This is a genomic window from Actinomadura sp. NPDC047616, assembly GCF_040642915.1.
Classification (GTDB): domain Bacteria; phylum Actinomycetota; class Actinomycetes; order Streptosporangiales; family Streptosporangiaceae; genus Spirillospora; species Spirillospora miaoliensis.
The window spans coordinates 326524-349419 of sequence record NZ_JBEYTB010000002.1 but is presented as its reverse complement, the minus strand read 5'-3'; the positions used below and the strand labels follow the sequence as shown (position 1 = coordinate 349419).

22 protein-coding genes and 1 pseudogene are annotated in these 22896 nt (G+C 72.4%); 8 read left to right on the top strand and 15 right to left on the bottom strand.

Features of this window, described 5'->3' with window-relative positions:
• The first annotated feature begins 4 nt into the window (after window positions 1-4).
• Window positions 5-1237, top strand: a complete 1233-nt coding sequence (locus ABZ801_RS05890) for an SLC13 family permease (protein ID WP_360693414.1) — start codon at window positions 5-7, stop codon at window positions 1235-1237.
• A gap of 11 nt (window positions 1238-1248) precedes the next feature.
• On the opposite strand, the gene ABZ801_RS05885 is transcribed toward ABZ801_RS05890, so the two are convergent.
• From ABZ801_RS05885 to ABZ801_RS05875, 3 genes are read right to left on the bottom strand one after another with little or no spacing between them, the layout of a single operon-like run.
• Window positions 1249-2109 carry an inositol monophosphatase family protein gene (locus tag ABZ801_RS05885; RefSeq protein ID WP_344952020.1) on the bottom strand — a complete coding sequence of 287 codons (861 nt, stop codon included), beginning with the start codon at window positions 2107-2109 and terminating at the stop codon, window positions 1249-1251.
• Between the two features lie 27 nt (window positions 2110-2136).
• Window positions 2137-2973, bottom strand: a complete 837-nt coding sequence (locus tag ABZ801_RS05880; protein ID WP_360693409.1) for a hypothetical protein — start codon at window positions 2971-2973, stop codon at window positions 2137-2139.
• Complete coding sequence (locus ABZ801_RS05875) at window positions 2970-3977, bottom strand: hypothetical protein (RefSeq protein ID WP_344952014.1); 1008 nt, start codon at window positions 3975-3977, stop codon at window positions 2970-2972. The genes ABZ801_RS05880 and ABZ801_RS05875 overlap by 4 nt, the downstream gene beginning before the upstream one ends.
• Before the next feature lie 271 nt (window positions 3978-4248).
• On the opposite strand from ABZ801_RS05875, the gene ABZ801_RS05870 reads away from it, so the two are divergent.
• The 6 genes from ABZ801_RS05870 (at window position 4249) to ABZ801_RS05845 (ending at window position 10960) form a co-directional block, all read left to right on the top strand.
• A complete protein-coding gene (locus tag ABZ801_RS05870) occupies window positions 4249-5433 on the top strand; it encodes a histidine kinase (protein WP_360693406.1) in 1185 nt (394 codons plus the stop codon).
• A gap of 117 nt (window positions 5434-5550) precedes the next feature.
• Window positions 5551-7668, top strand: coding sequence for an excinuclease ABC subunit UvrB (gene uvrB / locus ABZ801_RS05865; RefSeq protein ID WP_360693403.1), 2118 nt, complete (start codon window positions 5551-5553; stop codon window positions 7666-7668).
• A gap of 241 nt (window positions 7669-7909) precedes the next feature.
• The gene (locus ABZ801_RS05860; protein ID WP_360693400.1) at window positions 7910-8173 is read left to right on the top strand and encodes a helix-turn-helix domain-containing protein; all 264 of its coding nucleotides are present in this window, start codon (window positions 7910-7912) and stop codon (window positions 8171-8173) included.
• Entirely contained in the window at window positions 8163-9317 is a 1155-nt protein-coding gene (locus ABZ801_RS05855) for an ADP-ribosylglycohydrolase family protein (protein ID WP_360693397.1), read from the top strand. Before ABZ801_RS05860 ends, ABZ801_RS05855 begins: the two co-directional genes overlap by 11 nt.
• Before the next feature lie 43 nt (window positions 9318-9360).
• A complete protein-coding gene (locus ABZ801_RS05850) occupies window positions 9361-9873 on the top strand; it encodes a GNAT family N-acetyltransferase (protein WP_344952000.1) in 513 nt (170 codons plus the stop codon).
• Between the two features lie 28 nt (window positions 9874-9901).
• Window positions 9902-10960 carry an SGNH/GDSL hydrolase family protein gene (locus ABZ801_RS05845; RefSeq protein WP_360693393.1) on the top strand — a complete coding sequence of 353 codons (1059 nt, stop codon included), beginning with the start codon at window positions 9902-9904 and terminating at the stop codon, window positions 10958-10960.
• Window positions 10961-10996: 36 nt separating this feature from the next.
• Here the strand turns inward: ABZ801_RS05845 and ABZ801_RS05840 are convergent, their stop codons facing one another.
• The 12 genes from ABZ801_RS05840 to pip all read right to left on the bottom strand — a co-directional run bounded on the left by ABZ801_RS05840 (window position 10997) and on the right by pip (window position 22080).
• Window positions 10997-12130 carry a nitronate monooxygenase family protein gene (locus ABZ801_RS05840; RefSeq protein WP_360693389.1) on the bottom strand — a complete coding sequence of 378 codons (1134 nt, stop codon included), beginning with the start codon at window positions 12128-12130 and terminating at the stop codon, window positions 10997-10999.
• 52 nt (window positions 12131-12182) lie between these two features.
• The gene (locus ABZ801_RS05835; protein WP_344951991.1) at window positions 12183-12581 is read right to left on the bottom strand and encodes an OB-fold domain-containing protein; all 399 of its coding nucleotides are present in this window, start codon (window positions 12579-12581) and stop codon (window positions 12183-12185) included.
• Between the two features lies 1 nt (window position 12582).
• Window positions 12583-13758 carry a thiolase family protein gene (locus ABZ801_RS05830; protein ID WP_360693386.1) on the bottom strand — a complete coding sequence of 392 codons (1176 nt, stop codon included), beginning with the start codon at window positions 13756-13758 and terminating at the stop codon, window positions 12583-12585.
• Between the two features lie 77 nt (window positions 13759-13835).
• Window positions 13836-14702, bottom strand: coding sequence for an ectoine/hydroxyectoine ABC transporter ATP-binding protein EhuA (gene ehuA, locus ABZ801_RS05825; RefSeq protein ID WP_344951985.1), 867 nt, complete (start codon window positions 14700-14702; stop codon window positions 13836-13838).
• Window positions 14689-15342: an ectoine/hydroxyectoine ABC transporter permease subunit EhuD gene (ehuD, locus tag ABZ801_RS05820; RefSeq protein ID WP_360693382.1), complete on the bottom strand. Its 654-nt coding sequence runs from the start codon at window positions 15340-15342 to the stop codon at window positions 14689-14691. Before ehuD ends, ehuA begins: the two co-directional genes overlap by 14 nt.
• Window positions 15342-16055: an ectoine/hydroxyectoine ABC transporter permease subunit EhuC gene (gene ehuC, locus ABZ801_RS05815; protein ID WP_344951979.1), complete on the bottom strand. Its 714-nt coding sequence runs from the start codon at window positions 16053-16055 to the stop codon at window positions 15342-15344. Before ehuC ends, ehuD begins: the two co-directional genes overlap by 1 nt.
• A gap of 6 nt (window positions 16056-16061) precedes the next feature.
• Entirely contained in the window at window positions 16062-16958 is an 897-nt protein-coding gene (gene ehuB, locus ABZ801_RS05810) for an ectoine/hydroxyectoine ABC transporter substrate-binding protein EhuB (RefSeq protein WP_360693379.1), read from the bottom strand.
• 236 nt (window positions 16959-17194) lie between these two features.
• Window positions 17195-18103, bottom strand: coding sequence for an ectoine hydroxylase (thpD, locus tag ABZ801_RS05805; protein WP_360693376.1), 909 nt, complete (start codon window positions 18101-18103; stop codon window positions 17195-17197).
• Window positions 18100-18495 carry an ectoine synthase gene (locus tag ABZ801_RS05800; protein WP_344951970.1) on the bottom strand — a complete coding sequence of 132 codons (396 nt, stop codon included), beginning with the start codon at window positions 18493-18495 and terminating at the stop codon, window positions 18100-18102. The genes thpD and ABZ801_RS05800 overlap by 4 nt, the downstream gene beginning before the upstream one ends.
• Before the next feature lie 33 nt (window positions 18496-18528).
• Complete coding sequence (gene ectB / locus ABZ801_RS05795; protein WP_360693373.1) at window positions 18529-19791, bottom strand: diaminobutyrate--2-oxoglutarate transaminase; 1263 nt, start codon at window positions 19789-19791, stop codon at window positions 18529-18531.
• A 228-nt stretch (window positions 19792-20019) separates the two neighbouring features.
• Window positions 20020-20553 (bottom strand): diaminobutyrate acetyltransferase, encoded by a 534-nt coding sequence (ectA, locus tag ABZ801_RS05790; RefSeq protein ID WP_360693370.1) that lies wholly within the window; start codon window positions 20551-20553, stop codon window positions 20020-20022.
• Between the two features lie 564 nt (window positions 20554-21117).
• Window positions 21118-22080 carry a prolyl aminopeptidase gene (pip, locus tag ABZ801_RS05785; RefSeq protein ID WP_360693367.1) on the bottom strand — a complete coding sequence of 321 codons (963 nt, stop codon included), beginning with the start codon at window positions 22078-22080 and terminating at the stop codon, window positions 21118-21120.
• Window positions 22081-22354: 274 nt separating this feature from the next.
• Here pip and ABZ801_RS05780 point away from each other — a divergent pair.
• Window positions 22355-22896: pseudogene (locus ABZ801_RS05780) on the top strand (hypothetical protein); the annotation flags it as partial.

Here is a 22896-nt window from a genome sequence, read left to right as displayed (position 1 = left end):
GATCATGGCGGCCGTGGCCCCACCCAGCCAGACCGTCAGGCGCGCTCTGGGCGCTCTCAGCGTGCTCGACTGGATCCGGATCGGCCTGCTGCTGCTGGGGCTGGTCTTCGTGGTGACCGGCCTGCTGCCCAGCGCCGACGCCCGCGCCAGCCTCGAACGCATCGCCCCCCTGCTGCTGTTCCTGTTCAGCGTCATCGTCCTGGCGGAACTGACCAAGGAGGCGGGGGTCTTCGACGCCATCGCCCAGGGCATGGCGCGGCTGGGGCGCGGCGCGTACCCGGCGCTGTTCCTGCTGTGCGTCGCGTTCGCCTCGGCCACCACCGTGTTCCTCAACCTGGACACCACCGCGGTGCTGCTCACCCCCGTCATGCTGGCGCTGGCCGCCAACGCGCGCATCGCGGCGCTGCCGCTGGCGATGACGACGGTGTGGCTGGCCAACACCGCCAGCCTGCTGCTGCCGGTGTCCAACCTGACGAACCTGCTGGCGGCCGACCGCGTCGCCCTGGAGACCCCCGAGTTCGCCGCCCGCATGTGGGCCCCGCAACTGGCCGCGCTGGCGGTGACGATGACGCTGCTGTGGGTGTTCTACTGGCGGCGCCGGATGCGGGGCGCCGACCGTTACGAACCGCCCCCGCCCGCCCCCGTGCGCGACCGGGCGCTGTTCGTGTCGACGGGCGGGGCCTGCCTGCTGTTCATCGGCGCCATCCTCGCGGGGGTGCACACCGGGATCGCGCTGGGCCTGGCCGCGACCGCCGCCGCCGTGGTCGCCGTGGTGGCGTTCGCCGTCCGTGCCCCCAGGGCGTTGCGCCCGTCCCTGTTCCCCTGGCAGCTGATGGTGTTCGTCACCGGGCTGTTCCTGGTCGAGCCGACGCTGGAGCGGTACGGGCTGGACGAGGTGATGCGCGGGCTCGTCGGCGCCGACGACGGCCTGGGCGGCGCGCTGCGGGCGGCCTTCGCCGGGGGCGGCCTGGCCAACGTCATCAACAACCTGCCCGCCTACGTGGCGGGCGAGTCGGCCGTCCCGGTGGCCAACCACGACCAGCTGCTGGCCCTGCTGATCGGCACCAACGTCGGCCCCGTCATCACGCCGTGGGGGTCGCTGGCGACGCTGCTGTGGTTCGAGTGGTGCCGCCGCTGGGACGTGCGGGTGCCGATGCTGAAGTTCGTGGCGACCGGCGCGCTGCTGGCGGTGCTGGGGTGCGCCGCCTCCGTGGGCGTCCTGCTGCTCACGGAGTGAGCCCTAAGGGGTCACAGGCGCAGGCCGTTCACGGCGGTGGCGGCGGCGGTGGTCTCCAGGAGACGGTCCAGGAGGTTCGGACGGGCCGCCACGAAGCCGCGCTCCTCCGCGGGCAGGTCGATGTCGAGCTCGTAGGGGGAGCCGTCCAGGCCGCGCAGTTCCGCGCCCGCCTCGGCGGCCAGCAGCGCACCCGCGGGAAGGTCGACGATCTCGGGCCGGTAGCCGACGATGCCGTCGATGTCGCCGCGGGCCAGCATCACCCACGCCACCAGCGGCGCCCACAGCTGCAGCAGGCGCCCGCACCCGGCCTCCAGCGACGTGCGGAGACTCAGCGCGACCGGATCGCCCCGCCCCACGTCGTGGCCCTGCGTCCAGGCCAGGACGGGATGCTCGACACGCCCCGGGCCGTCCAGGCGCAGCCGCGCACCGTCCGGCCCGTGGGTGCCCTGGCCGCGCGCCGCCGACCACGTGCGCGCCGTGACGGGATCGTGGACGACCCCCAGCACCGGAACCGACCCCGCGCACAGGGCCAGCCCGACCGCGTACACGGGCATGCCGATCGCGACGTTGTTCGTGCCGTCCAGCGGGTCCACCAGCCACACCATGCCGTCACCGCCCTCCAGGACGCCGGACTCCTCGGCGATGATGCGGTGGCCCGGGTAGACGGCCCGCAGCCTGCGCAGGATCAGCTCCTCGGCCGCGGTGTCCAGGTCCGTGACCACGTCACCGTGGTCGCCCTTCGCGCGAACCCGCAGGGGCTCGCACGTGCGCGCGCGCAGCAGCGCCCCCGCCGCCTCGGCGGCGTCTATGGCGACCCGACGCGCCTGGACGAGATCGACCGGATCGGCCTGGGACGGGGTACGGGGTCTCATCGGGCCTCTCCAATCGGCGGGCGGACGCTAGGGGCGCCCCGAGCGGCGCAGTGCCGGGGTGTCATCGGGCCCCGGACGGGGCGGGGCGGGTTCGGAGGACGACTGGCGTGCGGCGCCGGCGCCGGTTCCCCCCGGACGGGCGGGGTCGGCTGACGGGGCCGGGACGGAACGCGGCGTTAGCGAGTACTCGGCGGCGATGCGCTGCGCCGAACGCAGGGCGGCGCGGGCGGCCTCGTCCGGATCGCAGTTCATCCGCCGCACCTGGTGCGTGGGGGTGTCGAGCGGGCCCAGGGACAGGTCGCCCCCGTCCGCGGTCTGCCGGCCCAGCGCCACCGTGGCGGCGTCCGGCTCGTCCTCGATGAAGGTGCTGTGGAACGCCCCCGCGGGAAGGCTGTAGGTCTCGCCGGTACGGTGCGTGGCGGCGTCGCCGGGGGAGTACCGGACGGTGCGGCCGGTGGCGCGCAGCTCGTCCACGGCCCCGCGGCTCAGCACCTCGAACACCCGGTGCGTGGCCGGGCCCTCCTCGACGACGCGCGCCCGCATGTTCCGCACCTTTCCGTACAGGACGAAGCTCACCAGGTCCCAGCTGTGGCAGTGCACCAGCGACGTGGTCGACGGCGCGGGCGCGACCTGCGGGGACCAGATGTGCAGGCACACCCCCAGCTCACCGCGCCGCTCCACGGGCAGGCACAGGAAGCCCAGGGGATGCCGCACCGGGGCGATGGGGGACCGCCCCCGCGCGACGTCCGCCAGGACGTCACGCGCCCACGCGGGCAGCGACCCCGCCGCGGTGCCCGCGGCGATCTCGCCGTAGACGGCGCCGTAGACGCCGCCGTTCAGGTCCGGGAAGCGCATCACCGTCACTCGTAGGGGTCCTTGGCGCGCAGCGCCTTGCGGATGATCTCGATGACGTCGCGGTCGGTGTAGGAGCCCGGCAGCTCGATCCCGGTGACCTCGAACAGCTTGCGCGCCTCCTCGACGGTCGGCTCGTCGTCCAGCGGCGCCAGCCGGGCCTGCTCGACCGGCACCCGGCGCGCCTGGTCGAGGCTGGTCTGCAGCTCGGCGGCGCACCAGGCGTAGAAGAACTTGCCGCTGTCGACCACCAGCGCCTCGCCGCGCGGATCGTCCCGCGTGATCACCAGGCGGGACGCGGCCAGGTCGTAGCGCAGCGTCGTCATCGTCTGCGACAGGCCGATGTCGATGTCGAGCATGTTGAAGCGCTGCTTGTGCCAGCAGGCCGCCAGGATCGTGGCGTAGGCCTCCTTGCGGGTGCGGTCCAGCGTCCACGGTTCGCCCGTGGCGTCCGGCCGGTCCGACACCGACCGGCGGTGCCGCGCGTAGGACTCGCACACGGTCACGTTGGTGGGGTCGATGATCTCCAGACGCACCAGCAGGGTGCGGCGCTCGCGCCGGGCCGCGCCCACGCACTCCGGCAGGGTCCGCGCCCGGATGTAGGTGCCGGTGCCGCCCTTGAAGAACCACCGGTCGGTGTCGCGGCGGGCCTCGGCCAGCACCTGCCCCACCTGCGCCCCGTCGATGACCCGCACCACCGCCGTCTCGTCCAGCGCGCGCTTGGTGTCGGACATCACGCCCTCGAAGCGCTCGATCTGCGCCAGCCGCTCGCTCAGCCCCTCCAGCGTGGTCGAGGACGACCGCAGCGTGTCACGGACCTCGGCCTCCACCGGCACGCGGCGGGCGCGGTCGCGCAGCACCGACGTGGCCAGCAGGCCGATCACCGCGAGGATCGCGCTGTTGGTCACCTCGTCCGGCACCCGCACCCCGAGGCCGATCACGGCGACGGCGACGGCCAGCACCAGGGCGATGAGGGCGTCGGCGTTCTTCCCGAGCCAAAGCGCGAATCGCGTCATCGCAGCACATTTTCCCGTCCATCGGCGGCGCCGTCATCGTAACCACAGCGCCACATCCGGGCCACCGTCCCCGGCGTGCGATACATGTGCCCGTGCATGTGCCCGTGGTGACGGCGCGCGCGGCGGCCACTCGGGGCCGTCGGAAAAGCGCATTTCGGATCGTCTGTACAAGGAGGCCGTCCGTTACGGATGTACCGCGACATGCACTGCGGTGCCGCCGAAACGTCGTAAACGGAACGGGTCTGATCGACCCGGGCTATAGGCTCGTCCCATGCGAATTCGGGGCTGGTGGGAGGGCTTTCGGGGGTGGTGGTCGGAGTTGTGGCCGACCCGCCGATCCCAGGCGCTCGACCTGTCCCTCGCCATCGCGCTCGCCGCCGCCGACGGGGTCCTCCTCTGGTTCACCCCCCAGGACTTCTGGCTTCCGCCCCCCGCCGTGTCGCTGTGCAGCGTGGTGCTGGCCCTCGGGCTGGTGGTGCGGCGCCGCCACCCGGTCGCCCTGGCGTTGTTCGCCGTCACCTTCGGGACGGTCATGGGTGCGGGCGCCTTCGCCACGGCCGTGATCCTCTACTCGCTGGGCGCCTACACCGCGTCACGGCGAACGGTGCTCACCATCGCGGCGCTGGGCTTCGCCGCCTTCCTGCTGGAACCGGGCCCCACCGCCAACAAGGACCCCTTCATCGGGCAGGTCCTCGCGGGCGTCACGTTCATCTTCTCCCCGGTGCTGCTGGGCCTCTACATGGGCGCCCGCAAGCAACTGTTCGCCTCCCTGAAGGAACGCGCCGAACGCCTGGAACTGGAGCAGCACCTGCTCGCCGAACGCGCCCGCACGGAGGAACGCACCCGCATCGCCCGGGAGATGCACGACGTCGTCGCCAACCGCGTCAGCGTCATGGTGGTGCACGCGGGGGCGCTCAAGGCCGTCGCCACGCGCGACCCCGCGCGGGCGGCCGAGACGGCGGCGGTCATCGGCGACATGGGACGGCAGGCCCTGGAGGAGCTGCGCCAGGTCATCGGCGTGCTGCGGCAGGGCGAGGACGCGCTGGCCCAGACCTCCCCGACCCTGGCCGACGTGCGCGACCTGATCGACCAGTCCGGCGCGGCCGGCCTGCGCGTGAACCTGCGGGTCCGGGGCGAGGAGAAGCCCATGCCCCCGGCGGTCAGCCGCGCGGTGTACCGGCTCGTCCAGGAGGCCCTGACCAACGTCCACAAGCACGCGGGCGACGCCGACACCAGCGTCGAGCTGCGGCTGCGGCCCGAGGCCGTCGAGGTCGAGGTGACCAACGCCCCGCCGCGCGCGACGCCCGCCCACGGCCTGCCCAGCGGCGGCAACGGCCTGGTGGGGCTGCGCGAGCGGGTCACCGCCCTCGGCGGGGTGTTCACCGCCGGGCAGTGCGACGGCGGCGGCTTCCGCGTCCGCGCCCACCTGCCCCTCCCGGCCTCATCCCCGAGCTGATCATCGTCGGCGGCCTGGGGAAACGTCCTTCGGTACGAGATTGTCGGACCCGCTGCATAGAGTGGGGAACGGCGGATCGCCCCGGTCCGCCGGATGCCCGGTACGGGGGGAGTCGAAATGCGGCCGATCACCGATCTGCAGCGCAAGGTGGCGCCGTTCGAGGTCGTCACGGAGATGACGCCGTCCGGGGACCAGCCCGAGGCGATCGGAGAGCTGGCGCGGCGGGTGGAACGCGGCGACAAGGACATCGTGCTGCTCGGCGCCACCGGCACCGGCAAGACCGCCACGATCGCCTGGCTGATCGAGAAGCTGCAGCGTCCCGTCCTGGTGATGCAGCCCAACAAGACGCTGGCCGCGCAGTTCGCCAACGAGCTGCGGGAGATGCTGCCGAACAACGCGGTCGAGTACTTCGTGTCGTACTACGACTACTACCAGCCCGAGGCGTACATCCCGCAGACCGACACCTACATCGAGAAGGACTCCTCGATCAACGACGAGGTCGACCGGCTGCGCCACTCGGCCACCACCTCGCTGCTGACCCGCCGCGACACCGTCGTGGTCGCCTCGGTGTCGTGCATCTACGGCCTGGGCACCCCGCAGGAGTACGTCGACCGGATGGTCCCGCTGCGCGTCGGCGACGAGATCGAGCGCGACGAGCTGCTGCGCAGGCTGGTCGGGATGCAGTACTCGCGCAACGACCTGTCGTTCACCCGCGGCACGTTCCGGGTCCGCGGCGACACCGTCGAGATCATCCCGCAGTACGAGGAGCTCGCCGTCCGCATCGAGATGTTCGGCGACGAGATCGAGAAGCTGGCCACCCTGCACCCGCTCACCGGCGAGGTCCTGTCGGAGGACGAGGAGGTCTACGTCTTCCCCGCCTCCCACTACGTCGCCGGGCCCGAGCGCATGGAGCGCGCCATCCGCGACATCGAGGCCGAGCTGGAGGAGCGCCTGGCCGAGCTGGAACGGCAGGGCAAGATGCTGGAGGCGCAGCGGCTGCGCATGCGCACCACCTACGACATCGAGATGATGCGCCAGGTAGGCACCTGCTCGGGCATCGAGAACTACTCCCGGCACATCGACGGCCGCCCCGCCGGGTCGGCGCCCAACACCCTGCTGGACTTCTTCCCCGAGGACTTCCTGCTGGTCATCGACGAGTCCCACCAGACCGTCCCGCAGATCGGCGCCATGTACGAGGGCGACGCCTCCCGCAAGCGGATGCTGGTCGAGCACGGGTTCCGCCTGCCGTCGGCCATGGACAACCGCCCGCTGAAGTGGGAGGAGTTCCTGGAGCGCATCGGGCAGACCGTCTACCTGTCGGCCACCCCCGGCCCCTACGAGATGGACCGCGTCCAGGGCGACGTGGTCGAGCAGGTCATCCGCCCCACCGGCCTGGTCGACCCGGAGATCGTGGTCAAGCCCACCAAGGGCCAGATCGACGACCTGGTGCACGAGATCCGCGAACGCGCCGCCCGCGACGAGCGGGTCCTGGTCACCACGCTGACCAAGAAGATGGCCGAGGACCTCACCGACTACCTGCTGGAGCTCGGCATCCAGGTGCGCTACCTGCACAGCGAGGTCGACACGCTGCGCCGCATCGAGCTGCTGCGCGAGCTGCGCTCCGGCGAGTTCGACGTGCTGGTCGGCATCAACCTGCTGCGCGAGGGCCTGGACCTGCCCGAGGTGTCGCTGGTGGCGATCCTGGACGCCGACAAGGAGGGCTTCCTGCGCTCGGAGACCTCCCTGATCCAGACGATCGGCCGCGCCGCCCGCAACGTGTCCGGCCAGGTGCACATGTACGCCGACACCGTCACCCCGTCCATGCAGCGGGCCATCGAGGAGACCAACCGGCGCCGCGCCAAGCAGCAGGCCTACAACGCCGAGCATGGCATCGAACCGCGCGCGCTGCGCAAGCGGATCGCCGACATCCTCGACTCCCTGGCCCGCGAGGACGCCGACACCCAGACCCTCATCGGCGGCGCGGGCCGCCAGCAGAGCCGCGGCAAGGCCCCCGTCCCGGGCCTGGCCTCCCGCACCCGGGAGGCGGGCCGCCACGCCGCCGACCTGGTCGGCGAACGCCCCCGCGAGGAGCTGGAGTCGCTCATCGAGGAGATGACCGCCCAGATGCACCAGGCCGCCGCCGACCTGCAGTTCGAGCTCGCCGCCCGCCTCCGCGACGAGATCAAGGAACTGAAGCGCGAACTGCGCGAGATGAAGGAGGCCGGCGTCCGCTGACCCCTGCCGGCGTCCGCTGCCCCTGCCGGGGCCGGTGGGTGACCGTCGGCGGTCTTTCTCTGGCGCATGACCGGCGGCCTGGCCGGCCCCTGCGCTCACTCCCGCGACCTTACAGCGTCAAGGGCCGGGCCGGCGGGCAGGCGCAGTTCATCGAGCGTCCGGTGCCCGAGCCGAAGGTGGGCGACGCGATCTCCGACGCGGTCGCGTACGCGCTGGCGCACCTGGACGATCCCGGCCTGACGTGGGCCGCCTGGCCGCCGCCGCGCACATGAGCCGCCGCACGTTCGACCGGAGGTTCCGGCAGGCCACCGGCGTGTCGCCGCTGCGCTGGCTGGTGACGCAGCGGGTGCTGCGCGCCCAGCACCTGCTGGAGAGCACGGACCTGGGCGTCGACGCGGTGGCCCGGCGGTCCGGGTTCGGCGACGGGGTGGCGATGCGTCCGCACTTCCGCCGGCTCGTGGGCGTGCCGCCGCAGGCGTACCGTGATGCCTTCCGTGGCGCCTGACCCCCGGGAGATCCGCATGCTCCGTCCGTCGTATCCCGACCCCGACCGTGTGCTCGGCTGCCTGCTGGGCGGGGCGATCGGGGACGCGCTCGGCGCCCCCGTCGAGGGGGTGCCGCTCGCGGAGATCCGGCGCCGCTACGGGCCCGACGGGATCACCGGCTACGTCCCGGGGCGGCTGCCCGCCGGGTCGATCACCGATGACACGCAGCTGACGATGTTCACCGTGCAGGCGCTGGTGCAGGCGTCCGTGCGGGCCAGGGCCAGGGGCATCGGCGGGGCGACGCCGGGCCTGCTGCAGTCGGCGTACCTGACGTGGCTCGGCGGGCAGGGCGTGCGGATGCCTCCGCAGCACTCGGCGTTCGGCCCGCTGACCATGGACCCGGCCATGACGAGCCGCCGGGCGCCGGGGCGGACCGTCCTGTCGGCGCTGCTCAAGGCGGCCGAACGGCAGCGGCCGGGCTGGCCGCTGGGCACGGTCGACGAACCGATCAACGATTCCAAGGGGTGCATGGGCGTCGTGCGGGCGGCGCCGTGCGGAATCGCGGCGGGCAGCGCCGAGCGGGCCTTCGAGCTGGGCCGCCAGGCGGCGGCGCTGACGCACGGGCACCCGGACGGCCAGCTCCCCGCGGGGGTGCTCGCCGCGACGGTGCACGGCCTGCTGTCCGGCGCCGGGCTGCGGGAGTCCCTCGACGCCGCCCGCGCGCTGCTGCGCGAGCAGCGGCGGCACCGGGAGACCTCCCGCGCCCTCGACAGGGCGGTCGAGATGGCCGCCGAGCCGCCGACGCCGGAACGCCTGGAAACCCTCGGCGGCGGCTGGACCGGGGAGGAGGCGCTGGCCATCGGCGTGTACGCGGCCCTGGCGGCCGAGCGGGAGGGTGCGCCGGAGGCCGTGGGACGGCGCGGCCTGCTGCTGGCCGTCAACCATTCCGGGGACAGCGACTCGACCGGCGCCGTCTGCGGGAACCTGCTCGGTGCCCGGTACGGGACGGCGGCGTTCCCGCCGGCGTGGCGGGACGGGCTCGAGGTGCGCGGCACGGTCGCCGCGATGGCCGACGACTGCGTGCAGGAGTTCGGGCCGAACCCGCCCACCGGCGACTACGGTGAGCCGCCGCTGTCGTGGCTGATGCGCTATCCGGAGGCGTGAAAAGGGTTTGATCGCGGCGGGCCGTGCGGTCGACGATCGGCGGATGGACGTGATGCCGCGCGTGGCGGAGCCCGGGGACCTGGCGGGGCTGGCCGCGATCGAGAAGTCGGCGGACGCGCTGTTCGCCCCGCTGGGGATCGTGTTCCCGCCCGGCCCCACCGTGATCGAGGAGATGATCGAGGAGGACGCGGAGATCCTCGTCGCGGGCAGGCCGCCGGTGGCGTTCGCGGCGGTGCGTCCCCTGGACGGCGCGACGTACCTGGAGCAGATCGCCGTGCACGCCGGCCACGTCCGCAAGGGCATCGGCACGCGGCTGCTGCGGGCGGTGCTCCAGCGGGCCGGGGCTCCCGGCGTGACACTGCTCACCTTCCGGGACGTGCCGTGGAACGCGCCGTGGTACGCCAGGCACGGCTTCGCCGAGTTTCCGCAGGAACGGTGGGGGTCCGGGCTGCGCGCCCACTGGGACGCCGAGGTCGCGGCGGGGCTGCACGAGCTCGGTCCCCGGGTGGCGATGTGGGGATCGGGCGGGAACTCGGGGCGCGGCAGGTTCGTCTGATCATGCGGGGACGAGGGAAGGGAGGGCGATGACGGGGCCGCGCTCCTGGCCGCGGCGGGTACGGGACCGCCTCGGTGACAGGGGTCTCGCCATCGCCCTCCTGCTGGTCCTCGTCGCGGTGGCGTTCACGCCGCTGGTGGCGTTCCCCGCGGTGCGCTGCGAGGTGTTCGGCAAGGGCTGCCCGCGGACGATCCACACGCTGCACGCCGAGCCGGTCACCTCCCCTCAGGCCGTCCCGCTGACCCCGGAGGAGGCCGCCACGCGGGGCGCGTACGCGGCGCTCGGCGACTCCTACTCCTCCGGCCTGGGCGCCGAGACGTCGGTGGCCGACCACAACCCGCTCAACCGGTGCCACCGCACGTCCAACGCCTACTACCACGACGTGGCCAAGGCGTTCCGGTTCGCGGGCGGCACCGCGTTCTGGGCCTGCTCGGGCGCGACCACCGCCGACGTCCTGGACGGCAAGTCCGGCGAGCCCGCCCAGCTCGGCCGGGTCAACGGCGACACCAGCCTGGTGACGATCAGCATCGGCGGCAACGACGTCGGCTTCTCCCGGGTGCTGGCCGGATGCGTGGTCAAGCTGCCGTGGAGCCGGGCCTGCCAGGACCAGGGCGGCGACATCGCCGCGCGGATGGCCGAGCTGCGCCGCACCCTGCCCGGCCTGATCGACAAGATCACCGATCGGGCGCCGCGCGCCCGGGTGGTCGTGATGGGCTATCCGCGGATGTTCTCCGAGGTCGACAACGCCTCCGGCGACAACATCGACGTGGCGGACCAGCGCTGGCTCAACGCCCGGGCCCGCGACCTGAACGAGCTGATCCGGCAGGCGGTGCGGGAGGCCGACGAGCGGCTGGCCGCCGCCCGCGCGCCGGGCAGCGTGGAGTTCGTGGACGCCTACAGCGCGTTCGCCGGGCACGAGGCGGGCAGTCTCGACCCGTACATGAACGGCCTGGCGGTGAACCTGGCCGGGTTGTCGGCCGAGCCGCGCAGCTTCCACCCCACGGTGAAGGGGCACCGGGCGCTGGCGGCGCTGTTCGTCGAGCAGATCAGGAAGGGGCCCGGCCGCCCGCTCAACCAGTTCCGCTGACGCCCGCCCGGGCGGCCGGTCCCCGGGAACCCTTGGTCAGCCGTCGGTGAGGGCGTTGAGCCGGTCGACGGCGTCGGCGAACTCCTCGATCATGTCGTAGACGACCTGGCGGGCGGGCCGGACGGAGTTCATCAGGCCCACGCACTGCCCGACGAAGTAGCCGGCCAGCTCGCGGGCGCCCGGGTTGCCGGTCTCGGCCGCCTTGGTGATCTGCCGCATCGCGCCCTCGGCGAGCACCATCTGCAGCGGCATGCCGAGCGGGCCGGGGCTGTCCGGGCCGTCCCACTCCTCGGTCCACGCCGACCGCAGCTGCCGGGCGGGCTTGCCGGTGCGCGACCGCGAGCGGACGGTGTCGCGGGACGTGGCGGCGAGCATCTTGCTCTTGACCACCGGCGGCGTCTCGGCCTCCTCGGTGGTCAGCCACACCGAGCCGCACCACACGCCGGAGGCGCCCAGCGCCATCGCCGCGGCCATCTGGCGGCCGGTGGCGATGCCGCCGGCGGCCAGCACCGGGACGGGCGCCACGGTGTCCACGACCTCGGGGACCAGCACCATCGTGGAGATCTCGCCGGTGTGCCCGCCCGCCTCGCCGCCCTGCGCGACGATCAGGTCCACGCCCGCGGCGACCTGGCGGCGGGCGTGCTCGGCGGTGCCGACCAGCGCCGCGACCGGGACCCCCGCGGCCCGCGCGGCCTCCACCATGTGCGGCGGTGGCGGGCCGAGGGCGCTGGCGATCAGCCGGATGGGGTGGGCGAGGGCGACCTCGACCAGCTCGGTGGCGCCGCGTTCGGTGACGCCGGGGCCGCGCGCGCCGGACGTCCTGGCCTGGTCGAACTCCGGCAAGGGCACCCCGTACTTGTCGAAGAGCTCGGCCAGGAACGTCCAGTGCCGTTCGGGGACGGCCGCCAGCAGCGCGCCGAGACCGCCCGAGCCGCCGGTGGCGGCCTGGTCGATGCGGCCGGGGACGAGGACGTCCACGCCGTAGGGGCGGCCGCCGACGTGGTCGTCGATCCAGCGCAGCTCCTCCTCCAGGCGTTCGGGGGTGTAGGCGACGGCGCCGAGCACGCCGAAGCCGCCGGCGTTGGTGACGGCGGCGACCACGTCGCGGCAGTGGCTGAAGGCGAACAGCGGGAACTCGATGCCGAACCGTTCGCAGACCTCGGTGCGCATGCCTCCGACGCTAGGCGACCGAACCCCGTTCGGTCCAGGGGTTGCGGAGCGTCTAGCGGGGACGGAACAGCACGTAGGACTCGCCCTCGGCGGGGTGCTCGAACACCGCGCGCAGCGGCAGCCCCTCGCGCAGCCGCGCCGGGTCGGCGCCGTCGAGCCGGGTGTGCAGCCACGGCCCCTCGGCCAGTTCCACCAGCGCCAGGCAGACGGGCGGCGGCACGGTGCCGTCGTCGGCGGGACGGCCGTGCAGGACGGTCCAGGTCACCAGGGTGGCCTCGCCGCTCGCCTCGGCCCAGCCGAGGTCGGACCCGCCGCAGCCGGGGCAGTCGCCGGCGTCCGGTGCCAGCCACCGGTCGCAGGCGTCGCACCGCCGCACGACCAGCCGCCCGGCGGCGGTGCCGTCGAAGAACGGGTCGGTGCGTCCGTCGCGGCGCAGGACGCCGAGGTCCATCTCAGGCTCCCTTCGCGTGCGGGCTGACGATCAGCGTGGAGTGGTGGTCCAGGACGCCGCCGTTGCCGCTGACCAGGATGACGTCGTTGCGGGGGGCCTGCCGGTCGCCGCCGTGGCCGCGGGCCTGGATCACCGCCTCCGACAGGGGCGTCATGCCCCACATGTAGTAGGCGGAGAGCTGCCCGCCCCCGGTGTTGGTGGGCAGCGCTCCGCCCGGCCCGAGCGCCCCGGACTCGGCGAACGGCCCGCCCTCGCCCTTGGCGCAGAATCCGTAGTCCTCCAGCGACACCAGCACCGTGTAGGTGTAGCAGTCGTAGAGCTGGCACATGTCGATGTCGCCGACGTTCACCCCGGCCATCTTCATCGCGACCGGGCCGGACACCGCCGCGCCGGTGGTGAGCCCGAAGTCGCTGCCGCGTTCCCTGCCGTGCCCGGGGTGCCCCTGGCCCCAGCCCCACAGGTGGACGGGCGGCTGGGCCAGGTCGCGGGCGCGGTCGGCGCCGGTGACGACGACGGCGATGGCGCCGTTGGACACCAGGCAGCAGTCCAGCAGGTGCAGCGGTTCGGCGACCCACCGGGAGTTCTGGTGGTCGGCCAGGGTGATCGGCTCGCGCATCTGCGCCAGCGGGTTGCGCGTCGCCCACCGTCGGGTGGCGACCGCGATCGCGCCGAGCTGCTCGCTGGTGGTGCTGTAGCGGGCCATGTGCCGCTGGGCGGCCAGCGCGTAGAACGCGTTGACGCTGCGGAACCCCAGCGCGGCGGTCATGCCGCCGTACCCGTACCACTCGGGGGCGTCGCGGTGGTACGCCGAGCCCGCCGACTGCTTCGGCCGCAGCGGCGCGTCGGCGAACACGCAGGCGACGGTGGACGCGGCGCCGCTGAGCACCGACATCGCCGCGTACGCCACCATCGCCCCGGCGGTCGCGCCGAACGCGTTCATCTGCGTCAACAGCCGCAGGTCGCGCAGGCCCAGCGTGTCGGCCAGCTCGATTCCGGGCGAGCCGCCCATGCCGTGGCTGACCAGCAGCCCGTCCAGGTCGTCCAGGGTCAGCCCGGCGTCGGCGACGGCCCGCCGCACCGCGTCGGCCGCGAGCCTGCGCGGGCTGCGCCCGTAGACCTTGCCGAGCTCGGTCATGCCCAGCCCCGCGATCGCGGCGCCCGCCGTGGGTCCCGTCACGCCCCCTCCTTCGCCCTGCGTCCTCCCCAACGTTACCGAATCCGATTCTGGTCATCGTGGGGGAGGGGCGGCGGTGGTCAGGACGCGAGGATCGCCTGCAGGAAGTCGCGGGTGCGCTGCTCGGTGGGCGCCTCGAAGATCCGCTCCGGCGGGCCCTCCTCGACGATCTGCCCCTCGTCGAACATCAGCACCCGGTCGGAGATGTCGCGCGCGAAGTGCATCTCGTGCGTCACGCACAGCATGGTCAGGTCGCTGCCGCGGGCGATGTCGCGCAGCAGGTCCTGCACGCCGACGACCAGCTCGGGGTCCAGCGCCGAGGTGACCTCGTCCAGCAGCAGCACCTTGGGCTCCATGGCCAGCGCCCGGGCGATCGCCACCCGCTGCTGCTGCCCGCCCGACAGCTGCGACGGATGCGCGTCGATCTTGTCGGCCAGCCCCACCATGTCCAGCAGGCGGCGGGCCCGCTCGACCGCCTCCTCCCTGGACAGCCCCAGCACGCGCACCGGCGCCTCGGTCAGGTTGCGCAGCACGTTCATGTTGGGGAACAGGTTGAACTGCTGGAACACCATGCCGACCTGCTTGCGCATCTCGTGCAGGTGCCTCTCGCCGGCCGGGACGAGCCGGTCGCCGCGCGGCATGTGCGACAGCGGCCGGTCGCCGATCCAGATCACCCCGCCGTCGACCTTCTCCAGCGTCATCAGCAGCCGCAGGATCGTGGTCTTGCCCGAGCCGCTCGGCCCGATCAGCGTCACCCGCTCGCCGGGCGCGACCTGGAAGTCCAGCTCGCGCAGCACCACGTTGCCGCCGAAGCGCTTGACCACCTTCTCGAAGCGGATGCCCGGCGTGCCCTCGGCCGGCAGCGGAAGGCCGGGCGCGGGGCGGTTGCCGCCCTCCGGGGACTCCTCGGGCGTGGGCGCGGTCGGTGCGATGTCAGTAGGTGGCATAACGCCTCTCCAGGCGACGGACGACGATGGACGACAGCACGCTCACGATCACGAACAGCACGCCCACGACCGTGATCGGCTCCAGGTACCGCAGCGTCTCGGCCCCGGCCTGGTAGGCGGCCCCGAGCATCTCGCTGACGTTGATCGCCAGCAGCAGCGGCGAGTCCTTGAACATGGCGATCAGGTAGTTGCCGAGGCTCGGCACCACCTTGCGCACCGCCTGCGGCAGGATCACGTCCTGCCAGGCGCGGTGCCGCGGCAGGTTCAGCGCGGTGCACGCCTCCCACTGGCCGCGCGGCACGTCGGCGATGCCGGCCCGGTACACCTCGGAGGTGTACGTCGAGTAGTGCAGCCCAAGGCCGATCACCCCCGCCGTCAGCGCGCCGAGCGTCAGCCCCCAGGTGGGCAGCACGTAGAAGATGAAGAACAGCTGCACCAGCAGGGGGGTGCTGCGGATGAACTCCACCACCCACCGCACCGTCTGGTTGACGGCCCGGCTGGGGGTGCGCCGCAGCAGCGTCCACACCAGGCCCAGCACCAGCGCGATCAGGTAGCCGAGCACGGTGGCGAGCACGGTGACGCGCAGCCCGTCCAGCAGGTCGGGCAGGATCTCGCCGGTGTAGTTCCAGTCCCAGGTCATCAGCCCTTCACCGCCCCCACGCCGGACGCCACCGGGGGCGGCGCGGCCTCACGCCGGGCGGGCCGCCGGCCCAGCATCCGGTCCACGCGCCGCTCGGCGTACCGCACGGCCAGCTGCAGCACCTGCGCGATCACGAAGTACACCACCAGGATGACCAGGAACGTCGCGGTCGTCTCCCCCGTGGAGGAGCGGACCTGCTGGGCGCGGAACGTCAGGTCCCCGATGGTGATCAGGGAGACCAGGGCGGTGCCCTTCATCAGCTCGATCAGCAGGTTGCCGAACGGCGGCAGCATCAGCGCCACCGCCTGCGGCAGCGTCACCCGCAGCGTCCGCTGCCACGGGGTGAAGTTCAGCGCGACCGCCGCCTCGTACTGCGCCCTGGGCACGGCGTTGACCGCGCCGCGCACCACCTCGGCGCCGTACGCGCCGATGTTGAGGCCCAGCGACAGCACCGCCGCGGCGATCGGCGTGAACCGGAACCCCACCAGCGGCAGCGCGTAGAACATCCAGTACATCAGCACCAGCGTGGCGGTTCCGCGGAAGAACTCCACGTACACCCGGTTCAGCGCGCGGACGGCGCCGTGCCGCGAGGTGCCCGCCAGGCCGAACACCAGCGCCAGCACCAGCGCCAGCGCCGACCCGTACACCGTCAGCTGGACGGTGATCCACGCGCCCCGCAGCAGTTGCGGATAGGCGTCAAGGACGTCCGACATGACCGATCAGCCCTGGCAGAAGACGGCGGCGGTGTCGTTCGGGCCGGGCATGTCGGCCTGGGTGAACCCGAACGGCTGCAGGATCGGCAGCAGCCGGTTGGAGCGCTTGAGCTCGGCGAGCTTGTCGTTGAACGCCTTGAGCAGGTCGCCGTCGGCCTTGCGGAAGGCGAACGCCCCCGCCCCCTTCTGCTCCTTGCCGCCGATGACGGGGGTGAACGCGTCGGTGAGCTCGAACGGCTCGCCCTTGTGCTTGGACAGCAGGTCGGCCAGCGAGATGCGGGTCAGCGCGATGCAGTCGACGCGCTTGGCCTTCAGCCCCTCGTAGGCGCTGGGCTGGTCGGGGAAGGTCTTGATGTTGCTCTTCTTCACCCCGAGCTTCTCGGCGTACCCGGCCTCCACGGCGCCGGTCAGCACGCCGACGCGCAGGTTCTTGGCGGCGGCGTCCTCGAACTTGGCGATGCCGTCGGGGTTGCCCTTCGGCACCATGAACGCGCTCTTGGCGATGTACTCGGGGTCGGAGAACGCCACCGCCGCGCAGCGGTCGGGCGTGATGAACATGCCGGCGGAGATCACGTCGAAACGGCGGGCGTTCAGGCCGCCGATCAGCCCGCCGAAGTCGACCTGGACTCCCTCGACCGTGCCGATGCCCAGCTCCTTGAAGATGACGCGGGCCAGCTCGGGCGCCTCCCCGGTCAGCTTGCCGGAGGTGTCGGTGAAGCCGTAGGGGGCCTCGTTGGCGAAGCCGATCCTGATCTTGCCGTCCTGCCGGGCGCGTTCCAGGGTGCCCCCGCCCTGGCGCTCCTGCTCGGGATCGGTCCGCGAACAGCCGGCGGCGGCCAGCGGGACCGCCCCGGCCAGCACGGCCGCGGTGCGCAGGAAGTGGCGTCTCGTCGAGGAAGTCATCGTCGAACTCCTGAAGTGATGCCCCGCGACCGTTCTCGCCCGCGGCGGTTGCCGCGGGCGGGCTCCGATGGTCGCGGGGCCGGGCTTGGCGGTGGTCGTGTCGGGTGCGGGACGGGCGGCCGCGCCGGAGCGGGACCGCCCGTCCCGCCGTGGGCTCGTCCGCGCCGGGCGGGGGGGGCGGCGGCGGACGGCGCACAGATCATGGACGGAGGCCGGTCAACCGGCCGCGGACGGCGTCAGTCGCGGACGGGGGTGAAGTCGCGGGCGCCGATGAACGACGGCCGTGGCGCGGGCGCGGAGAACGGCTCGGCGCAGGCGTTGTCGACGCTGTTGAACACGATGAACACGTTCGAGCGCGGGAACGGGGTGATGTTGCCGTTGGAGCCGTGCATGCAGTTGCAGTCGAACATCGTCGCCGAGCCCGCCGGGCCGGTGAACAGCTCGATGCCGTGCTTGTCGGCCAGGATCGACAGGCTGCCCGGGTCGGGCGTGCCGATCTCCTGGCTGCGCAGCGACTCCTTGTAGTGGTCGGCCGGGGTCTCCCCGACGCAGGCCACGAACGTCTTGTGCGACCCCGGCATGATCATCAGGCCGCCGTTGTGGAGGAAGTTCTCGGTGAGCGCGATGGAGATGCTCACCGCGCGCATGCGCGGCATCCCGTCCTCGGCGTGCCAGGTCTCGAAGTCGGAGTGCCAGTAGAAGTCCTTGCCGGTGAACCCGGGCTTGTAGTTGACCCGGCTCTGGTGCACGTAGACGTCGCCGCCGAGGATCTGCCGGGCCCGGCCGACCACGCGCGGGTCGCGCACCAGGTCGGCGAACACCTGGCTGATCCGGTGCACCTCGAAGATGGAGCGGACCTCGTCCGAGCCGCGCTCGGTGACCGTCCGCTCGTCGGCGAGGATCTTCGGGTCGGAGGCCAGGCGGCGCAGCTCGGCCCGGTAGGTCTCCACCTCCTCGGGCAGCAGCAGCTGCTCGACCGTCAGATAGCCGTTCGCCTCGTACGACCGCAGGGTCTCGGCGTCGATCGGGCCGTCGTCCGGGCCGCCGTACACCACGGGGTCCTGGCGGTACAGCAGCGCGGGCTCGGTCGCCTTGCGGGTGGGATAGGCGTCGGTGCTCGTCGGATGGGACTCGATGACACTCATGCGTCCTCCTCGGTCAGCAGCGGATAGACACCGTTCTCGTCATGCACCTCCCGGCCGGTGCAGGGCGGGTTGAAGACGCAGACCGTCCGCACGTCGGTGTGGGCGCGCAGCGTGTGGTGTTCATGCCCGTCGAGCAGGTACATGACGCCCGGTTCGATCCGGTGCTTCTCGCCGGTCTCCTCGTTGACCAGCTCGCCCTGTCCCTCGACGCAGTAGACGGCCTCGATGTGGTTGGCGTACCACATCTTCGTCTCGGTGCCCGCGTACAGCACCGTGTCGTGCAGGGAGAACCCGACGCCCTCCTTGGCCAGCACCAGGCGGCGGCTCTCCCAGGTCGGCGCCTTCACGTCGCGGTCGGTGCCGATGATGTCCTTCAGTGACCTGACGATCATTCGATGCTCCTCTCCAGCGGCCGTGGCGCGGGTTCAGGCGGCCACGGCGGTGCGGACGGCCTTGACCGAGTCGGCCAGGATCTCCAGGCCGGCGGCCAGCTCCGCCTCCGTGGTGGTCAGCGGCGGCAGCAGCTTGACGACCTCGCCCTCGGGCCCGGAGGTCTCCATCAGCAGGCCGCGCTCGAACGCCTCGGCGCACACCTTCGGCGCCAGCTCCGGCTCCCGCATGACCAGGCCCCACACCAGGCCCCGGCCGCGCACCGAGTCCACCGCGCCCGCGTGCTCCAGCGCGATCTCGTTCAGCGCCTGCTCCACCTGCTCGCCCTTGGCCAGGGTCTGCTTCTCCAGGCCCTCGCCGGCCCAGTGGTCCTCCAGCGCGCCGGTGGCGGTCACCATCGCGGGGTTGAAGCCGCGGAAGGTGCCGTTGTGCTCGCCGGGCTCCCACACGTCCAGCTCGCGCCGCATCAGCGTCACCGCCATCGGCAGCCCGTAGCCGCTCAGCGACTTGGACAGGCAGACGATGTCCGGGGTGAGCCCGGCCTCCTCGAAGCTGAAGAACGGGCCGGTGCGGCCGCAGCCCATCTGCACGTCGTCGACGATCAGCAGGATGTCGTGGCGGCGGCACAGGTCCTGCAGGCCGCGCAGCCACTCGGCGCTGGCCACGTTGATGCCGCCCTCGCCCTGCACGGTCTCGACGATCACCGCGGCGGGCTTGTCCAGGCCGCTGCCGCTGTCGTCCAGCATCGTCTCGAACAGCAGGAAGTCGGGGGTGCGGCCGTCCAGGTAGTTGTCGTAGGGCATGGCCACGCCGTGGCCCAGCGGCACGCCCGCGCCGGTGCGCTTCATCGAGTTGCCGGTCACCGCCAGCGCCCCCAGCGTCATGCCGTGGAAGGCGTTGGTGAAGCTGACGATCGTCTCCCGGCCGGTGTACTTGCGCGCCAGCTTCAGCGCGGCCTCCACCGCGTGGTTGCCCGCCGGACCCGGGAACTGCACCTTGTAGTCCAGGCCGCGCGGCTTGAGCACCACCTCGTCGAAACGTTCCAGGAACCGCCGTTTGGCGGCGGTGTACATGTCGAGCGAGTGCACGATCGCGTCACCCGCCAGGTAGTCCAGCAGCCGGCGTTTCAGCGCCGGGTCGTTGTGCCCGTAGTTGAGCGTGCCCGCCCCCGCGAAGAAGTCCAAGTACGTCTTTCCGTTCTCGTCGGTGATATGGCTGCCCTGCGCGGTGGTGAACACCGCGGGCCAGCCTCTGCAGTAGCCGCGTACCTCGGATTCGAGACGAGCGAAAACGTCCATGTGTTCTGCCTCCGGCGGTCTGGTGGGATGAACGATCGGAGAAAACGGCCGTACGGTGGTCGGAACGGTCGGGATGGGAATCCGGGCGAATCTGAGAACGGGCTGGAACGGAAAAGGACCGGGAACGGAAACGGGGAGTCGCGGGCGCGGACCGGTTCGGGGTGTCGCGCGTGCGCCGCGTCGGCGGGGCCCTGCCGCAGGGCCCGCGCGGGCGCCGCGCGGCGGCCGTCAGGGGTGGTTCAGGGGGCCGATGCGGAACAGGATCTCGGGCTCGTGGCCGGCGGGAAGGTGCTCGTCACCGAACAGCGGGCTGCGGACCACCGGGCAGCCGCGGCCCCGGGCGAACGATTCGAACATCGCCGCGCTGGCGGCGTTGCCGGGCGTGACCGTCGCCTCCATGTACCGGCAGCCCAGCTCGGGCATCCGGTCACCGAGCCGGTCCAGCATGCGCCGGGCCAGGCCCTGGCCGCGGTGGGCGCGGTCGACCGCGACCTGCCACACGAACAGCGTGTCGCGCCGGTCGGGACGCACGTAACCGGTGACGAAACCGCACGCGGCGCCGTCCGCCCGGGCCACCACGGAGGTGCTGGAGAAATCGCGGCACCAGAGCACGTAACTGTATGGCGAGTTGACGTCCAGCACGTTCGAGTCCCGCGCGAGCCGCCACATCTCGGGACCGTCGGCCAGTTCCGGCTCCCGGAGCCGGACCGCCGACTCGTCCCCGGGCGGAGGGGATGTCGAGTGCAGGGATTGCGTTGCCATGTGAAAGAAACTTAGCGAACGGTCCTGGACGCCCCGCCGGCATTGTTATCGACGAGATGTTTGGCATTCCCGCGACCGGGTAGGGGGAGATGCTTGCTTGATTCCGGCGCGTTCGGCGCGCGCATCGGCGGCGGGCGACCGCGCCGTTCTCCCCCGCACGCAGGGGAATCCGCGTAACTCTCACCGGACGTGCCGGCGCCCGTCCCGCTCGCCACCGTGGGTGACGCGGTGTGCACAGGGCCCGGCCCGAATGTTTCAATTGTGTGAGCTAAATCACGCAATCTTCATGACAACTGGGCAACCTGGCGGTGCGTCGCGGCGTGTCCAGTGGGACGAAACGCGATTTGGGTGATATGTGAGGCGCGCCATGCGCCGTCCCCACCCCCTGCCCGCCTCACGGCGCCCAAACCTCGCCGCGGACATTCGCCGTCCACGCCCCGGCTCGAGAAGGCGCGCCGCCCCGCCCCCGTCCGCCGTCCCGCCCTTGCCGACGCTCAAGACGGCGCGCCGCCCGCGGTCGCCCGCGGGCGGCGCCGAACAGACGTCAGGGCGGTGTGGAAGGGCTCAGTGGGCGAAGCGGTCGGTCGCCTGGATGAGGTGATGCAGGATGCCGGGCTCGTCGTAGGAGTGGCCCGCGTCGTCCACGATATGGAACTCGGCCTCGGGCCAGGCGCGGTGCAGGTCCCAGGCGGTGGCGGGCGGCGTGCAGACGTCGTAGCGGCCCTGCACGATGACGGCCGGGATGTGCCGGATCTTGTCGACGTCGCGCAGCAGCTGCTCGTCGTCGAAGAAGCCCTCGTTGACGAAGTAGTGGTTCTCGATGCGGGCGAACGCCACCGCGAAGTCGGGGTCGCCGAACGAGTCCACCAGGGCGGGGGCGGGACGCAGCTTCATCGTGCCCGCCTCCCACTGCGACCAGGCCCGCGCGGCGGCCACGCGCACGTCGCGGTCGGGGGAGTTGAGGCGCTCGTGGTAGGCGCGCAGGAGGTCCTCGCGTTCGTCCTCGGGAATGGGCGCCAGGTACTTCTCCCACAGATCGGGGAACATGAGCGAGGCGCCTTCCTGGTAGAACCAGTACAGCTCGAACGGCCGGAGGGTGAAGATGCCCCGTAGCACCAGCTCGCTGACCCGGTCGGGGTGCGTCTGCGCGTACGCCAGCGCCAGCGCGCTGCCCCACGACCCCCCGAACACCAGCCACCGTTCGATGCCCAGGTGCTCGCGCAGCCGTTCCATGTCGGCGACCAGGTGCCAGGTGGTGTTGTTCTCCAGCGACACCTCGGGGTCGGCGGCGTGCGGCAGGCTGCGCCCGCAGTTGCGCTGGTCGAACAGCACGATCCGGTACGCCTCGGGGTCGAACTGCCGGCGGTGCGCGGGCGTGCAGCCCCCGCCGGGCCCGCCGTGCAGCATCACCGCGGGTTTGCCGTCGGGGTTCCCGCAGACCTCCCAGTGGATCCGGTTGCCGTCGCCGACGTCCAGCAGCCCGGAATCATACGGTTCGATCGGCGGATACAGGGTCGCAAGCTCCATGAGCTGTGATTGTTTCATCTCACGCGACGGCCCGTGAGATGCCGCACCCGCGGCATGATCTGCGGGAAAGGACCGTGAGGATCAAGAAACTAAACCCCAAACAGGGCAAACGCTGTGGTGATCGGCACTAGAGTGCCTTCCATATGCCAAGCGACGAGCCGCCAGGCGAGGAGTGCAGCGAACAGATGAGCACAGCAGCCCCGCGACCGTTGCTCCGCGCCCGCGCCGCCCGGCGGGTCGGCCGAGTACGGCGAGGAGAACTTGGAGGGCCGGAGTGAGCGAGCTGAACGGGTCGGGCGGCGGACGCAAGATCCCGGACGCGGCCTCTCCCTGGCCCGTTCCCGCGGCGCAGCAGCCCATCAAGGCCGGCGGGCACGCGGGCGAGGTGGGCGGCCGGAGCGACCACGACCTGGCCGAGGCGCAGCCGTGGGACATCGTCGAGCGGCTGCGGCAGATGGCCGACCTGATCGGGGACGCGCTCGCCGCCGGTGAGCGCAAGGTCGCCGAGGCCCACAACGACGCCCAGAGCCAGGTCGCGGCGATGCAGGCCGAGAAGGAGTCGGCGCAGCGCGACGCGGCGGCGGCCTGGGGTGAGGTGCAGCGTGCGCGGGGGCAGGCCGAGGAGGCCGACCGGCGTGCGCTGGAGGCCGAGCGGCGGCTGGCCGAGGCGCAGAATGAGGCGCAGTCCCAGATCGCGGCCATGCAGGCCGAGAAGCAGACCCAGGTCGCGGCGATGCAGGCCGAGAAGGAGTCGGCGCAGCGCGACGCGGCGGCGGCCTGGGGTGAGGTGCAGCGTGCGCGGGGGCAGGCCGAGGA